11 protein-coding genes are annotated in these 16235 nt (G+C 66.8%); 7 read left to right on the top strand and 4 right to left on the bottom strand.

Annotated elements, in window-relative coordinates; translation table 11 throughout:
• Positions 1-45: 45 nt before the first annotated feature.
• Positions 46-1911, bottom strand: coding sequence for an ATP-binding cassette domain-containing protein (locus AC5P8F_RS12845; protein WP_164167716.1), 1866 nt, complete (start codon positions 1909-1911; stop codon positions 46-48).
• A gap of 334 nt (positions 1912-2245) precedes the next feature.
• Here AC5P8F_RS12845 and AC5P8F_RS12840 point away from each other — a divergent pair, with 334 nt between their 5' ends.
• From AC5P8F_RS12840 to ybaL, 4 genes are all read left to right on the top strand, one after another.
• Positions 2246-4633, top strand: a complete 2388-nt coding sequence (locus AC5P8F_RS12840) for a TonB-dependent receptor plug domain-containing protein (protein WP_046432169.1) — start codon at positions 2246-2248, stop codon at positions 4631-4633.
• 279 nt (positions 4634-4912) lie between these two features.
• Entirely contained in the window at positions 4913-5221 is a 309-nt protein-coding gene (locus AC5P8F_RS12835; protein WP_005418535.1) for a hypothetical protein, read from the top strand.
• A gap of 9 nt (positions 5222-5230) precedes the next feature.
• The gene (locus tag AC5P8F_RS12830) at positions 5231-6112 is read left to right on the top strand and encodes an XVIPCD domain-containing protein (protein WP_329768492.1); all 882 of its coding nucleotides are present in this window, start codon (positions 5231-5233) and stop codon (positions 6110-6112) included.
• 194 nt (positions 6113-6306) lie between these two features.
• Positions 6307-8004 (top strand): YbaL family putative K(+) efflux transporter, encoded by a 1698-nt coding sequence (gene ybaL / locus AC5P8F_RS12825; RefSeq protein ID WP_041863753.1) that lies wholly within the window; start codon positions 6307-6309, stop codon positions 8002-8004.
• Between the two features lie 423 nt (positions 8005-8427).
• Here the strand turns inward: ybaL and AC5P8F_RS12820 are convergent, their stop codons facing one another.
• A complete protein-coding gene (locus AC5P8F_RS12820; protein WP_288496513.1) occupies positions 8428-9714 on the bottom strand; it encodes an O-acetylhomoserine aminocarboxypropyltransferase/cysteine synthase family protein in 1287 nt (428 codons plus the stop codon).
• A gap of 179 nt (positions 9715-9893) precedes the next feature.
• On the opposite strand from AC5P8F_RS12820, the gene AC5P8F_RS12815 reads away from it, so the two are divergent.
• From AC5P8F_RS12815 to AC5P8F_RS12805, 3 genes are all read left to right on the top strand, one after another.
• Positions 9894-10631, top strand: a complete 738-nt coding sequence (locus AC5P8F_RS12815) for a winged helix-turn-helix domain-containing protein (RefSeq protein WP_014648178.1) — start codon at positions 9894-9896, stop codon at positions 10629-10631.
• A complete protein-coding gene (locus AC5P8F_RS12810) occupies positions 10628-11917 on the top strand; it encodes an ATP-binding protein (RefSeq protein WP_049407037.1) in 1290 nt (429 codons plus the stop codon). Before AC5P8F_RS12815 ends, AC5P8F_RS12810 begins: the two co-directional genes overlap by 4 nt.
• Positions 11918-12057: 140 nt before the next feature.
• Entirely contained in the window at positions 12058-12858 is an 801-nt protein-coding gene (locus AC5P8F_RS12805; protein WP_346601530.1) for a MipA/OmpV family protein, read from the top strand.
• Positions 12859-12897: 39 nt separating this feature from the next.
• On the opposite strand, the gene AC5P8F_RS12800 is transcribed toward AC5P8F_RS12805, so the two are convergent.
• Both AC5P8F_RS12800 and clpB read right to left on the bottom strand, forming a co-directional pair.
• Positions 12898-13443, bottom strand: a complete 546-nt coding sequence (locus AC5P8F_RS12800; RefSeq protein ID WP_227864321.1) for a hypothetical protein — start codon at positions 13441-13443, stop codon at positions 12898-12900.
• 93 nt (positions 13444-13536) lie between these two features.
• Positions 13537-16122 (bottom strand): ATP-dependent chaperone ClpB, encoded by a 2586-nt coding sequence (clpB, locus tag AC5P8F_RS12795; RefSeq protein ID WP_012481080.1) that lies wholly within the window; start codon positions 16120-16122, stop codon positions 13537-13539.
• Positions 16123-16235: the final 113 nt, after the last annotated feature.

Raw genomic sequence — 16235 nt, 5'->3', positions numbered from 1 at the left:
GGCACAAACGACTTAATCCCCTCCGTCCCCTTTTTTTTTGCGTGATCAGGACTCCAGCAGCTCCATCCACGCCGCTTCGGCTTTCTCCAGCTGCGCGGCGGTGGTTTCGCGGTCACGTCCGATCACCGCCATGCGGGTGGCATCGGCATAGTTGGCCGGGTCGGCCAGCTGGCGGTCGAGCTCGGCCAGCGCGCCCTCCAGTTCGGCCACCTTGGCCTCGGCAGCCGCCAGCTTGTGTGGGTTCACCGGCTTCTTCTGCACCACCTGCGCCACCGGTGCGGTCTTGACCACCACCGGCTCTTCCACCTGCTCCATGCGCGCCTTGGTGCCCTGCGCCTGCGGGCGGGTGCGCAGCCACGCGGCGTACGCGTCCAGGTCGCCATCGAACGGTTCGACCACACCATCGGCCACGCGCCAATAGGTATCGCAGACCAGGCCGATGAGGTGGCGGTCATGCGAGACCATCACGATCGCGCCTTCGAAGGTGGCCAGCGCTTCGGCCAGTGCTTCGCGCATTTCCAGGTCAAGGTGGTTGGTCGGTTCGTCCAGCAGCAGCACGTTCGGCTGCTGCCAGGCGATCAGCGCCAGCGCCAGGCGCGCGCGCTCGCCACCGGAGAAGCCATCAACCGGCTCGAATGCACGATCGCCCGGGAAGTTCCACTTGCCGAGAAAATCGCGGAAGGACTGGTTCGGTGCGTCCGGGGCGATCTCGCGGAAGTGCTCCATCGGCGATTGGCCTTCGTGCAGCGATTCCACGGTGTGCTGGGCGAAGTAGCCGATCTTCAGGTCCGGGTGCGCCATGCGCTCGCCGACGATCGGTGCAAGTTCGCCCACCAGGGTCTTCACCAGGGTGGTCTTGCCCGCACCGTTCGGGCCGAGCAGGCCGATGCGCTGTCCCGCTTCCAGGCCGAAGCCGACGTTGTGCAGGATCACCGCGTCCTTGCCGTAACCGGCCTCGACGTGGTTCAGGCGGATCAGCGAGAACGGCAGCTTGGCCGGCGGCGCGAACTCGATGCGGAACTCACGCTCGGCGCGCACCGCTTCGGTGCCGGCCAGCTTGGCCAGGCGCTTCATGCGGCTCTGCGCCTGCGCGGCCTTGCTGGCCTGCGCCTTGAAGCGGTCGATGAAGCTCTGCAGGTGGGCGCGCTCGGCCTGTTCCTTTTCATGCGCGATCTGCTGCTGGCGCAGCTGTTCGGCCCGCTGGCGCTCGAAATCGGTGTAGCCGCCCGGGTAGAGCTTGGCGCCGCCGCCATGCAGGTGCAGGGTGTGGGTGGCCACGTTGTCGAGGAACTCGCGGTCATGCGAGATCAGCAGCAGGGTGCCCGGGTACTTCAGCAGCCACTGTTCCAGCCAGTACACCGCGTCCAGATCCAGGTGGTTGGTCGGCTCGTCCAGCAGCAGCAGGTCGCTGGGCATCATCAGCGCGCGCGCCAGGTTCAGGCGCACGCGCCAACCACCGGAGAACGAAGACACCGCGCGGTGGTGGGTCTCTGCGGGGAAACCGAGGCCGTGCAGCAGCTTGCCGGCGCGCGCCTCGGCGTCGTAGGCGTTGAGCTCGGCCATCTTCGTGTGCGCCTCGGCCACCGCTTCCCAGTCTTCGCGGGCGGTCGCGTCGGCCTCGGCGGCCAGCACCGCGGCCACCTCGAGGTCGCCGCCGAGCACGAAGCTCAGCGCCGGGTCGGGCAGCGACGGGGTTTCCTGGGCCACGCTGGCGATGCGCACCTTGCCGGGCAGGTCGACGTCACCCTTGTCGGCCTCCAGCTCGCCCTTCACCGCCGCGAACAGGCTGGACTTGCCAGCACCGTTGCGGCCGACCACACCTACCCGGTAACCGGCGTGCAGGGTCAGGTCGACATTGGACAACAGCAGCCGCTCGCCGCGGCGCAAGGCGAAATTACGAAGGGAGATCATCGGGGGAGGGGTCCATATAACCGGATGGAATGTGCTGGTAAGCACTGTTCCTGCGACGCAATTCTAGCGTTAACGAATACTTGACGCGTCCCGGGATGCGCAGTGGCCGACGTTCCTCTCTCCCACGTCCCCGCCGCGCGCGTCCCGGGGTCCCTTCCTGCCAGCGCTGATCCGGGCTAAATGGTTGCTGCTGCAACGTTTTTTCTGACGCCTGGCATTTGACAGGCACTGAATATCCCGTTAATTGCTGTATTGCGCACCGCAACAACCGCCGTCCGCCTCACGCTCGTGATGTCGATTCCGGTGCCGCCCCCGCCAACCGGAGCCCATCCCGATGACCCGCAAGACCCGCCTGATCGCCGCCGCCGTCGCTGTCGCACTCGGTGGCTCTCCGTTCGTCGCCGCTGCACAGCAGGCCGGCACCGCCGCCAACACCCTGGACACGGTGATCGTCACCGGCACCCGCGTGGCCGACCGCACGGTCGCCGAATCGCAGTCGCCGATCGACATCATCACCCCCGAAGTGCTGCAGTCCACCGGTACCAGTGAACTGGCCACCGCACTGTCGCGCGCCCTGCCCTCGCTGAACTTCCCGCGCCCGGCGCTGACCGACGGCACCAGCGGCGTGCGCCCGGCGCAGCTGCGCGGCCTGTCGCCGGACCAGGTGCTGGTGCTGGTCAACGGCAAGCGCCGCCACACCTCGGCGCTGATCAACGTCAACGGCAGCATCGGCCGTGGCTCGTCGGCGGTGGACATCAACGCGATCCCGATCGCCGCGATCGAGCGCGTGGAAGTGCTGCGCGACGGTGCCTCGGCGCAGTACGGCTCGGACGCCATCGCCGGCGTCATCAACATCGTGCTCAAGGGCAGCGGCAGTGGCGGCAGCCTGGCAGTGGACTACGGCCAGTACTCGGCCGGCGACGGCAACAAGTACCAGCTGTCCGGCGACACCGGCGTCGAGTTCGGCAACGGCCGCGGCCGCGTGCACGTGGCCGGCCAGATCAGCCAGCAGGACGAGAGCAACCGCGCCGGCCCGTACCGCGGCACCACGCCGAACACCGGCAACTTCCCCAGCATCGGCCAGAAGACCTTCATCGTCGGCGACCCGCGCGTGGATGCCACCGCGGCCTCGGCCAACGCCAGCTTCGACTTCAGCGACCACGTGACCGGCTACGCCAGCGCGCTGCTCAGCAACCGCGACATCACCTCGTTCGCGTTCTACCGTTCGCGCAACCACAGCGGGCAGAGCGCGCTGCTGGCGCAGACCTACCCGGACGGCTACGTGCCGGAGATCAACCAGTATTCCAAGGACCGCTCGCTGGTGGCCGGGGTCAAGGGCAACACCGACAACGGCTGGACCTGGGACCTGAGCCTGAACCACGGCGAGAACACCCTGGACTTCCACACCCGCAACAGCATCAACTACAGCCTCGGTGCGACCAGCCCGCGCTCGTTCTACGACGGCACGCTGAAGTACCAGCAGGACATCTTCAATGCCGATCTGACCAAGTCGCTGGACTGGGGCCTGGCCTACCCGGTCACGCTGTCCTTCGGCGGTGAGTACCGCAAGGAGAAGTGGGACCAGAACCCGGGCGAACTGAACTCGTACACGGGCAGTGGCGCGCAGGGCTTCGGCGGCTTCACCCCGACCAATGAAGTGCATGCCGACCGCCACAACTACGCGGTCTACGCCGGCCTGGAAGCGGACCTGACCGACAAGTTCTCGGCCGGCATCACCGGCCGCTACGAGGACTACTCGGACTTCGGCGACCGCTTCTCGGGCAAGCTGTCGGCGCGCTACGCGTTCACCGACAAGGTGGCGCTGCGGGCCACCGCCTCCAGTGGTTTCCGCGCGCCCTCGCTGGCGCAGCAGGGCTACCAGGCGGTGACCAGCCAGTTCCTCAATGGCGTATTCGTCGAGCGCGGCACCTTCCCGACCACCAGCCAGGCCGCGCAGGCGCTGGGCGCCTCGCCGCTGAAGGCCGAGACCTCCACCTCCTACAGCCTGGGCCTGGTGCTGCAGCCGGTCGACCGCCTGTACATCACCGTCGATGCCTACCAGATCGACATCGATGACCGCATCGCGCTGTCGTCGAGCATCACCACCAATGCCGCGACCAGCGCGCTGCTGGGCACCCTGGGCCTGCCGCAGGTGACCGCGTTCTCCTACTTCACCAACGGCCTGGATACGCGCACCCGCGGTGTCGACTTCGTCTCCAGCTACACGGTACCGTTCAGCGCCAGCAGCCTGGAGCTGACCGCGGCATACAGCTACAACGACACCGAAGTGCGCCGCGTTGGCGGCACCCCGCCGGTGTTCGGCACGCTGGGCCTGACCCAGTCGCTGATCGGCCGTGATGAGATCGGTCGCATCGAGGACAGCTACCCGCGCGACAAGGCGATCCTGAGCGGCACCTGGCGTTCGGACCACTGGGAGCTGGGCCTGGCCGCCACCCGCTACGGCAAATTCACCGTGCGCAACTCGGCCACCGCGCTGCGTGACCAGACCTACGGCGACGCCTGGGTGGTGGATGCCTCGGCCAGCTACAAGCCCAGCAGCAACTGGACCCTGACCGTGGGTGCCGACAACCTGCTGGACAAGTACCCGGACCGCACCGAAGACCTGCAGAACTCCACCTTCGGCATGCTGCCGTACAGCAACTACTCGCCGTTCGGCTTCAACGGCGCGTATGTGTACGGGCGGATCAAGTACACCTGGTAAGGGGTAATGGGTGCGCCGGGCCCTGCCCGGCGCTGCTCCACACACCCGCCCGCGGCCTCGGGGCAGGTGCGGCCCTGACCGTATACCGTTGCCAGCTCCTGCACCCGGTTTCCAGGCTGTGCTCTGTTGCACGCGCCTCATAGGTCGTCCCGTGCATAATCAGCGGACCAACGAAGGAGCCGCTCCGTGACGAGAGCCTGCATCACTCGCCGCCATGTGTACGCTGCGCTCGCGTGGGTTGCGCTGGCGGCCCCCCTGTCAGGGTGTTCAGGAGATCACGTGAAACCCAGCTATTCCAAATCGAGCCTTGAGCCGGTCGTCGTCACCCAGCTCTCCGCGTCGAAGCTCCAGGTCCAGTTCAATGAACCGATGGAAAGCATGTATTACGCGGCAGGGATGAGCTATGTCGTGGAAGGGGACACCATGAAAGTCGTTGTTGATCGCTGCCCCATATCCGGCCAATGCACAACCATGCTGCGGCGCGACGTGAAGCCCGGACCTGCTGGCCCGGCCCGTCAGGAAATTCCCTTGATGGCGCCGCGCGTGGTGATGCTGTACGCCGATGGCGAAACACAGATTTTTCCGTAAGGGCATCCCATGAGCGACAAGGTCGTCCTCGGCATCCATAGTCACGTAGACCCCAATACACAGGGGTCGTTCAATCAGTTCGTGGACGGCCACGCCTGGATCTCGGTGACGCGAAACGGCCATACGACGTTCCATGGCCTGTGGCCAGACAACCATCCACTCGTTGAGGACAATGGCCCAGGTTCGGACATCCGCGAAGGCATGGAAGCCCGGGCCACACCTTCGGCCTCACGCTATTACGAATTGACTCCCGAGCAGATCAAGCGACTTGACCAGGCCTTGGGCGAAAATGTCACCTGGTCATATGGCAATACCTGCGCATCGTGGGCGACCAGTACCGTGAACAAGGTTACCGGGCAGTCCCTGGATGCAGGCGAACTGCTGTTCACCGATACACCGCGGGAGCTGATCGAGTCCATTCGCAAGGCAGAGCGCGTGCGGCCCACCAGTCCTTCGCAGCCGCAACCGGCAACCGAACGGCCGGAAACCAGCATCCCATCGCTGAGCGATGCCTCGGCATCGCTTCACCAGCAGGCACTCGCCGGCGTCCACGCGCTGGACGCATCGTTGGGTCGCGCATCTGATGAAGCCAGCCAACGCATGGCGGCCAGCCTCACCCAACTTGCCCGGGCACAAGGTCTGGAACGGATCGACCATGTGGTATTGGGCTTGCCGGCTGGTCAGCCCCCAAGGCCGGAGAACATCTTCGTCATTCAAGGAGCCTTGGATGACCCGGGCCATCTGCGTGCCCACATCAACATTGAAACGGCCCTTCAGCCACCCGTTGCGGAGTCGCTGCGGCAGATTCATCAGTTGGACAAGCAGCTGGCCGCCTCGCCGCAGCAGGCCGAGCCTGCCCTGGAAGAGACCCAGCGCCGGCAGATGGTGTGATCATCGACGGCTACGCCTGGAGCCCCCCCATAGGTAGGCACCATTCGGCCCGTCAGGGCCTGCCATCTCTCAACAAGGCTTGATATCTCGCCCGTACAAGCCGCCCACGCAACGATCCGATACGCTGGCCAGGTTTGCCGTATGTGACCGCATCGGTGAAAATCGGGGCATCCCCCGATTGCCTGCGAGTGCCGATGCACCATGACACCGACCTGATCAACATCGTTGCCGTTGGCCTGGGGCTCGCCTTCATCTTCGGCGCGCTGGCCAACAAGCTCCGCTTGTCTCCCCTGGTCGGTTACCTGGTTGCTGGCATCTGCGTAGGCCCGTTCACTCCCGGCTTCGTCGCCGACCAGGCGCTGGCCAACCAGCTGGCCGAACTGGGCGTGATGCTGCTGATGTTCGGCGTCGGCCTGCACTTCTCGCTGAAGGACCTGATGGCGGTCAAGGCGATCGCCATCCCCGGCGCCATCGGCCAGATCGCGGTGGCCACCCTGCTCGGCTGGGGCGTGGCCTCGCTGATGGGCTGGCCGGCCATCCATGGCGTCATCTTCGGTTTCTCGCTGGCCACCGCCAGTACCGTGGTGCTGCTGCGGGCGATGGAGGAACGCCGCCTGCTGGAAACGATGCGTGGCAAGATCGCGGTCGGCTGGCTGATCGTGGAAGACCTGGCCTGTGTGCTGGCGCTGGTGATGATGCCGGTGATGGCCGGTGTGTTCGGTCCTGACGCGGCCAAGGAATCGCACTCGCTCGGCAGCGTGCTGGCCGACATCGGCTGGACCTTCGTGCAGCTGGGCCTGTTCGTGGCGGTGATGCTGGTGGTCGGTCGGCGGGTCATCCCGTGGATCCTCGAGCGCATCGCCGGTACCGGTTCGCGTGAGCTGTTCACCCTGTCGGTGCTGGCGATCGCGCTGGGCGTGGCGTTCGGCTCGGCGATGCTGTTCGGCGTCTCGTTCGCGCTGGGCGCGTTCTTCGCCGGCATGCTGCTCAACGAATCGGAGCTGAGCCACAAGGCCGCGCATGATTCGTTGCCGCTGCGCGATGCGTTCGCGGTGCTGTTCTTTGTGTCGGTCGGCATGCTGTTCGACCCCAACATCCTCGTCCAGCATCCGTGGCAGGTGCTGGCCACCGTCGCCATCATCATGTTCGGCAAGTCGGCGGCGGCATTCTTCATCGTGCGTGCGTTCGGCCACCCGACCAGCACCGCGCTGACCATCTCGGCCAGCCTGGCGCAGATCGGCGAGTTCGCCTTCATCATCGCCGGCCTCGGCGTGGCGCTGCAGATCCTGCCGAAGGAAGGCCAGTCGCTGGTGCTGGCCGGCGCGCTGGTGTCGATCATGCTCAACCCGCTGGTGTTCGGCCTGCTGGACCGTTGGCAGGCCAAGCAGGAGCAGTCTCCGCAGGTACCCGAGCCGCCCGAAGCGATCGGCCCGTCGCGCGACCTGCATGACCACGCCATCGTGATCGGTTACGGCCGCGTCGGCAGCGAACTGGCGCAGGTGCTGCGCGACCGTGGCGTGCCGGTGCTGGTGATCGATGACAACAAGGAACACGTCGAGCAGGCACATGCCAAGGGCCTGGCGGCGATCCGCGGCAGTGCCGCCGCCGACCGGGTGCTGGCCGAGGCCCATCCGGAGCGCGCCAAGATCGCGGTGCTGGCGATTCCGCAGCCGCTGGAAGCCGGTGAGGCGCTGGCCAAGCTGCGGGCGATCAATCCGGACCTGACCCTGCTGGCGCGCGCGCACAGCGATGCCGAGGTGAAGCATCTGCTGGAGCACGGCGCCGATGGCACGGTGATGGCCGAGCGCGAGCTGGCGTATTCGCTGGCGGAGATGATCATGTCCACGCCGCCGTACCGGAACCTGGGGCAGCACAGCATTCCGGTGGTGTGAGGGGTGTGCGTGCGGCAGGGCTTGCAGCCCTGCACCTGCCGAAACAACGGCAACGGCAAAAGCGGGCATAGCGTGGGATGGCGGGGTGGGTCCGATTGCGGGAGACGCCGTAAACCCTTCCATGGGGGCTTGGCCGCGGCATCCATGCCGCGGACACTCCCGCAACCGGACCCACCCCGCCTTCGACAGTTCCCCGCTGCTGTTGGTGGATGTCGACCTTGGTCGACACGGCGGCGCGCGGGGTCAGATCCGTTTTCCACAGGAAAACGGATCTGACCCCGGAAACAAAAAATCCCCGGTCGACCCGCATCGACCGGGGATCTGGATCGCCACGTTGCCACGCCTTGGAGAGGCAGTTCCACCGTAACCCATCGCGGTGCCGGCGGTGATCGCCTGTGGCGATGACGACCAAGCGCGCAGCTATCAGGCGCCGGCCAGGGCCTGTTCCAGGTCCGCGCGCAGGTCGCCGATGTGCTCGATGCCGATCGACAGCCGCACGGTGTCCTCGCTGACACCGGCCTTGGCCAGCTCCGCTGCATCCAGCTGGCGATGCGTGGTCGAAGCCGGATGGGTGGCCAGTGACTTCGCATCCCCCAGGTTGACCAGGCGGGTGAACAGCTTCAGCGCATCGAGGAAGCGGGCGCCGGCCTCGCGCCCACCGGGCAGACCGAAGGTCAGTACGCCCGAGCCATGTCCACCCAGATAGCGCTGCGCGGCGGCATGCTCGGGGTCGTCGGCCAGTCCGGCGTAGCGCACCCAGGCGACCCTGGCATGCGCCTTCAGGAACTGCGCAACGGCCAGCGCATTGGCATTGATGCGTTCCATGCGCAGGGCCAGGGTCTCGATGCCCTGCAGGATCAGGAACGCGTTGAACGGCGACAACGCAGCGCCCGTATTGCGCAGCGGCACCACCCGCGCGCGGCCGATGTAGGCCGCTGGCCCCAGGGCTTCGGTATAGACCACGCCGTGGTAACTGGGGTCGGGCTGGTTGAGCCGTGCGAAGCGTTGGGGCTGTGCGGTCCAGTCGAAGTGGCCGGAATCGATGATCGCGCCGCCCAGGCTGTTGCCGTGTCCCCCGAGGTATTTGGTCAGCGAATGCACCACGATGTCGGCGCCGTGCTCGAACGGGCGCAGCAGGAACGGCGTGGCCACGGTGTTGTCGACGATCAGCGGCACCCCGGCGGCATGCGCGACCTCGGCGATCGCAGCGATGTCGGTGACATTGCCGCGCGGGTTGCCGATCGATTCGACGAACACCGCCTTGGTGCGGTCGTCGATCAGCGCGGCGAACGCGGCCGGGTCGGCCGGATCGGCAAAGCGCGCCTGGATGCCGTACTGCGGCAGCGTGTGCGCCAGCAGGTTGAGGCTGCCACCGTAGAGCGCACTGGAGGCGACGATGTTGTCGCCGGCCTCGGCGATGGTCTGGATGGCATAGGTGATCGCGGCCTGCCCCGAGGCCAGCGCCAGCGCGCCGATGCCGCCTTCCAGCGCGGCCAGGCGCTGCTCCAGCACGTCGGTGGTGGGGTTCATGATGCGCGTGTAGATGTTGCCCGGAACCTTCAGGTCGAACAGGTCGGCGCCGTGCTGGGTGTCATCGAAGGCATACGCCACGGTCTGGTAGATCGGCACCGCCACCGCGCGGGTGGTCGGGTCGGGACGGTAACCGCCGTGCACGGCCAGGGTTTCCAGTTGCCACTGCGGGTCGCTCATTGCACCAGGCTCCATCCGGGAAACCGCCACCATAGGCCAGCCGGGGCCGCCCGCTGAAAGCCGCTGGCGATGACGTCCGTACCCGCGGTTATCAGGTTGGCCGCGATTCAGGCAGTCGTCATGGGGCGTTGCTAGGCTGCGCCGCCGGGCGCTCCTGCCTGGGAACGGAGGCCCCACGCATGCAGCCATCCCCCTGGACTCCCCCTGCCAGCAGTTCGCCCACGTCGGTCCTGCTGGTGGAGGACGACCGTCGCCTGGCCGAACTGGTCAGCGACTATCTCCACGAACATGGCTTCGCCGTGCAGCACGTGGCACGCGGCGACCTCGCCAGCGCCGCCTGCCGCCAGCATGCACCGGAACTGGTGGTGCTGGACCTGATGCTGCCCGGCCTGGGGGGCATCGATGTGTGCCGGCAGATCCGCAGCTTCTCCGATGTGCCGATCCTGATGTTGACCGCCTGTGAGGACGACATCGAGCAGGTGCTGGGCCTGGAATCGGGTGCCGATGACTATGTGCACAAGCCGATCGAGCCACGCCTGCTGCTGGCCCGCCTGCGCGCCCTGCTGCGCCGCCGCCACGGCAGCAGCAATACCGGCACGCCCAGCCGGCTGATGCATGGTGAGCTGCTGATCGATCGCATGCAGCGCGAGGTGCACCTGCACGGCCAGCCGGTCGAGCTGGGCACCACGGAATTCGAGATCCTGTGGCTGCTGGCCAGCCAGCCGGGGCAGATCCTGTCGCGCGACCAGATCCTGCAGGCGGTGCGCGGCATCGGCTTCGACGGTCTGGACCGCAGCGTCGACGTCTGCATCGGCAAGCTGCGCCGCAAGCTCGGCGACGATGCGCGCGAACCGCGGCGGATCAAGACCGTGTGGGGGCGCGGCTACCAGTTCAATCCTGCGGCCTGGTCGGAATGAAGCGGCTGTTCCTGTGGCTGTGGTTCATCACCGGCGCCTGCTTCCTGGTGTCGGTGTTCTTTCTCAACCACATCCTGGATGGCATCTACACGCCCGTGCAGGATCGCGTGTTCGTGCAGCAGGTGCGCGGGCAGGTGTACGCCCTGCGCAGTGGCCTGGCCGGCCTGGACGCCGTCCAGCAGCGTGAGCGCCTGCAACAGTGGCAGCCACACTACGGCATCGCCCTGACCCTGCTCGACAAACCTCCCGCGCTCGACGCGCAGGAACAGGAGGCCGTGAAGGCCGATGGCTTCGTCGTGCGCGATCAGTACCAGCAGGTGCTGCTGCCCATCGACGGCATCGGCGGCCGCTGGCTGCACCTGCGCCTGCCCGGCGCGGTGCAGATGACGACGTACATGACCATCGCCGCCTACCTCAGCATCCTGCTGCTGGTGGGCGCCAGCCTGTATGCCTGGGTGCGCCTGCTCTGGCGCGACCTGGAAGCACTGCGCCGGCACGCCGACCGCATCGGTTCCGGCGACCTGCAGGCACGTGCGCAGGTTTCGCCTCGCTCGCAGATCCGGGTCATCGTCGAACACTCCAACCGCATGGCGGCACGCGTGGCCGAACTGGTGCAGCGCCAGCGCGACCTGACCCATGCCATTTCGCACGAACTGCGCACGCCCATCGCGCGGGTGGCCTTCGGCCTGGACCTGATGCAGGACAGCGATGACCGCGAACGCCGCGAACGGCTGGCGCAGGGCCTGCACGGCGACCTGGCCGAGCTCAACCGGCTGGTCAGCGAACTGCTGGCCTACGAACGGCTGGAGCATCCCAGCGAGGGCGAGCCGATGCAGCGCATCGAAGCCAACGACTGGCTGCAGGCCTGCCTGGCCGATGCCCGCCGCGATGCCGAACGTGCCGGCATTGTCCTGCGCGTGCAGCCCAGCGCGTTGCCGCGAGTGGATGCCGAGCCACGCCTGTTGCAGCTGGCGCTGAGCAACCTGGTCGGCAATGCGCTGCGCCACGCGCGTTCGCAGGTGGAGGTCTCGCTGGTCGGTATCAGCGGCCGCGCCTGCCTGCGCGTGGACGATGACGGCCCGGGCATCGCCGAAGCCGATCGGGAGAAGGTGATGCGCCCGTTCACCCGCCTGGACGACAGCCGCAGCCGCGATACCGGCGGCTTCGGCCTGGGCCTGGCCATTGTCGGCCGCATTGCAGCCCGCCACGGCGGCGAGCTGCGCATCAGTCGCGCCACGCTGGGCGGCGCGCGCCTGGAAATGCACTGGCCGCTGGCTGCCAGCTGAACGCCCAAGGGCGCGATTACAGTTGATTACAACTCCCGCACAACTGCGGACGGATCGGTCGCCGGCATATCGCCACGCTGGCAACCCTGCAGCACTCGCCGGATGCGCGCGCTGCTTTCCTCCCATTGCCGAGAGTTTCCATGTCCCAGCTTCGCCGTTCCCCCGCCCTGCTCTGCCTGGCCGTGTTGCCGCTGTTCGCCGCCCCGATCGCCCACGCCAAGGATGACCACTGGACCTTCGAGCTCGCCGCCGGCGGCGGCGTGGCACCGCGCTACAGCGGCAGCGAGGAGTATCGTGCGACGCCGTCGCTGTCCTTTGATGTCACCTCGCCGGGGGGATGGTTTCTGGGCACCAGTGGCATCGGCTGGGGCACCTCCCTCGGCGAGCACACGCGCGTGCGTGCCTATGTCGGCGCCAGCGGCATCCGCAAGGACAAGTACTCGCTGCTGGGCGGTTCGGACTTCCTGCGCGGCATGGGTGATATCGATACCCGTCCCCTGGTCGGCGTCTCGGCTGGTTATACGCTGGGCGAAGCCGTGCTGAGCGGCTCCTGGCAGTTCACCCGCAAGGACGAGGACAAGGCCGAGAACGGCCTGGCCACCCAGCAGATCCATCTGAACCTGAGCATGCCGCTGTTCGACCTGGCCGGTGGCGTGGTCAGCGGCAGTGTTTCCACCGACTACGGCAACCGCGGCTACATGCAGACCTGGTACGGCGTCAGCCCGGAACAGGCCAAACGCACGGGCTTCGCCGAGCACAGGCCGAAGGCCGGCCTGGTCAGTGCCGGTGTCGGCCTGAAGTGGAGCCACCGCGTGGGCCGCAACGGCAACTGGTACATCTCGGCCGAAGGCACGCGCCTGCTCGGCGATGCGGCCAACAGCCCGATCGTGCAGAAGGCAAACCAGTTCGGGCTGATGAGCGGTTACACCCACCGCTTCTGATGCATGAAGGGCGCCGCTGGGCGCCCTTTCCCTCTGCGGTCAGCGGCAGGCCGGTGCGTCGCCGTTGCCGCACAACCCGACCTCGCGCAGCCAGCCGATCCACTGCACGACGTCCTCCTTCTCCGGCTCGGAGCGGAACGACTTCTGCACGGTGTGGAAGCCCTGCCTGCCCTGCACGCCCTTGATCCAGGTGAACTCCGGCTTGCCTGTCCCCGGATTCCGCGGGCAGCTGAGCATCAGCAGGGCGAATGGCCGTCCCCCTTCTTCACCTTCGCGGATCCAGTGGCTCTGCGCCGCCGGACAGGCGATGCGCCACCCCGCCTCGATGATGCCGAGGAACTCACGCGGACTCACATGGCCACTGTTCGGCGCATCGTTGACGGTGACCATGTCGGTCCAGTCGTGCACGGTCTGGCCCTGTGGCACGTACTCGGTGATGCGGTTGCCTTGCGCGTCGGTGCTCTGGTGGGCCTGCTGGTAGCCCTTCATCGGCGGCAGCTGGACCTGTTCGGCGGCCGCGGCGTGTCCACAAACAGCAGCCAACGCCAGCGTCATGCAGAGTGAAGCCCTGCGGGCAACGTCCATGCGGTTCTCCTCATCCTTGCGAAAGTGAAACAGGACCATCGTGCGCTGCCAAGGCTCGGATGGCGCCCCAGCCATGGCCGGGGCGCCACCGGTTCAAGCCTTGGCGAACACCAGGCGACCACCGTCGTTGCCGACTTCGATGGTATCGCCGTTGACGAAGGCGCCGGACAGGATCTGCTGCGCCAGCGGGTTTTCCAGCTGCGACTGGATCGCACGCTTCAACGGGCGCGCGCCGTACACCGGATCGAAGCCGACGTTGCCGAGCAGGTCGAACGCCGCATCGGAGACCGCCAGCTTCAACCCGCGCTCGGCCAGCCGCTTCTCAAGCCCGCGCATCTGGATGCGCGCGATCTGCTTGATCTGCTGCTTGTCCAGCGGGTGGAACACCACGATGTCGTCCAGGCGGTTGATGAACTCCGGACGGAAGTGCGCCTGCACCACGCCCATCACCGCTGCCTTCATCTGCGTGTAGGCCTCCGGGCTGTCGTCGGCGCTCATGTCCTGGATCTGGTGCGAGCCCAGGTTCGAGGTCATCACGATGACGGTATTGCGGAAGTCCACGGTGCGGCCCTGGCCATCGGTCAGGCGGCCATCGTCCAGCACCTGCAGCAGGATGTTGAACACATCCGGATGCGCCTTCTCCACTTCGTCCAGCAGGATCAGCGAATACGGGCGACGGCGCACCGCCTCGGTCAGGTAGCCGCCTTCCTCGTAGCCCACGTAACCCGGGGGGGCGCCGATCAGGCGGGCGACGCTGTGCTTCTCCATGAATTCGCTCATGTCGATGCGGATCATCGCGTCGGCGCTGTCGAACAGGAATTCGGCCAGCGACTTGCACAGCTCGGTCTTGCCGACGCCGGTCGGGCCGAGGAACAGGAACGAGCCGGCCGGACGGTTCGGATCGGACAGGCCTGCACGCGAACGGCGCACGGCATCGGAGACGACCTTGATCGCTTCCTCCTGGCCGACCACACGGTTGTGCAGCACTTCTTCCATGCGCAGCAGCTTGTCGCGCTCGCCTTCGAGCATCTTGTTGACCGGAATGCCGGTCCAGCGCGACACGACCTCGGCGATCTCCTCGTCGGTGACCCGGTCCTGCACCAGCTTGAAGTCCTTGTGTTCGGCTTCCTGGGCGGCGGCCAGCTGCTTTTCCAGCTGCGGCAACAGGCCGTACTGGATCTCGCTCATCTTGGCGAAATCCTGGCGGCGCTGCGCGGCTTCCAGTTCCAGCTTGGCCTGCTCGACCTGCTCCTTGATCTTGGTGGCGCCCTGCAGCGCAGCCTTCTCCGACTTCCAGATTTCATTGAGGTCGGAGAACTCGCGCTCCAGCCCGTCGATGTCGTTCTCCAGGTCGGCCAGCCGCTGCCGCGAGGCTTCGTCCTTTTCCTTCTTCAGCATCTCGCGCTGGATCTTCAGCTGGATCACCCGGCGTTCCAGGCGATCCAGCTCCTCCGGCTTGGAGTCGATCTCCATGCGCAGGCGCGAGGCCGCCTCGTCCATCAGGTCGATGGCCTTGTCCGGCAGCTGGCGATCGGTGATGTAGCGGTTGGACAGCGTGGCGGCGGCCACGATGGCCGGGTCGGTGATCTCCACCCCGTGGTGCACGGCGTACTTTTCCTTCAGCCCGCGCAGGATCGCGATGGTGTCCTCCACCGACGGCTCACCGACGAACACTTTCTGGAAGCGGCGCTCCAGCGCAGCGTCCTTCTCGATGTACTTGCGGTATTCGTCCAGCGTGGTCGCACCGATGCAGTGCAGCTCGCCGCGTGCCAGCGCCGGCTTCAGCATGTTGCCGGCATCCATCGCGCCGTCGGCCTTGCCCGCGCCGACCATGGTGTGCAGTTCATCGATGAACAGGATGATCTGGCCTTCGTTCTTGGCCAGGTCGTTGAGTACACCCTTCAGGCGCTCCTCGAATTCGCCGCGGAACTTGGCCCCGGCGATCAGCGCGCCCATGTCCAGCGACAGCACGCGCTTGCCGCGCAGGCCCTCGGGTACTTCGTCGTTGATGATGCGCTGGGCCAGCCCTTCCACGATCGCGGTCTTGCCCACGCCGGGTTCGCCGATCAGCACCGGGTTGTTCTTGGTCCGGCGCTGCAGCACCTGGATGGTGCGGCGGATTTCCTCGTCACGGCCGATCACCGGGTCGAGCTTGCCGCTCTCGGCCCGCGCGGTCAGGTCGATGGTGTACTTCTCCAGCGCCTGCCGCTGCTCCTCGGCATTCTCCGACTGCACGTTCTCGCCGCCACGCAGCTTGTCGATCGCCGCCTGCAGGCGCGTCTTGTCGGCACCAGCGGCGCGCAGCGCCATGCCCAGCGTGCCGCCATCGTCCAGCGCCGCCAGCACGAACCACTCGCTGGCAATGAAGGCGTCCCCGTGCTGCTGCGCCAGCTTGTCGGTCTGGTTCAGCAGGCGCCCCAGATCGTTGCCCATCGAGACGTTGCCGGCCTGGCCGGATACCTTGGGCAGTGCGTCCAGCGCCTCGGTCAGGCGCTCGCGCAGCACCGGCACGTTCACCCCGGCCTGGGCCAGCAGCGGGCGCGTGCTGCCACCCTGCTGGTCCAGCAGCGCGCTGAACAGGTGAACCGGTTCGATGATGCTGTTGTCGCGGCCCACGGCCAACGACTGTGCGTCTGCCAGCGCCTGCTGGAAACGCGAGGTGAGCTTGTCCATCCGCATTGCGAATCCTCATCGGTCTTCAGGGCCGGCCTGGGCCGGCAATGCTGGAAAGATGCGGTTGCCCCACCCGGTTTCAAGGGTGGCTGCGACTGCACCCCGGGGCCAGTCAGCCT

This window comes from Stenotrophomonas sp. YJH_SMC_69, from assembly GCF_059370495.1.
This window is presented reverse-complemented; position numbering and strand designations above follow the sequence as displayed.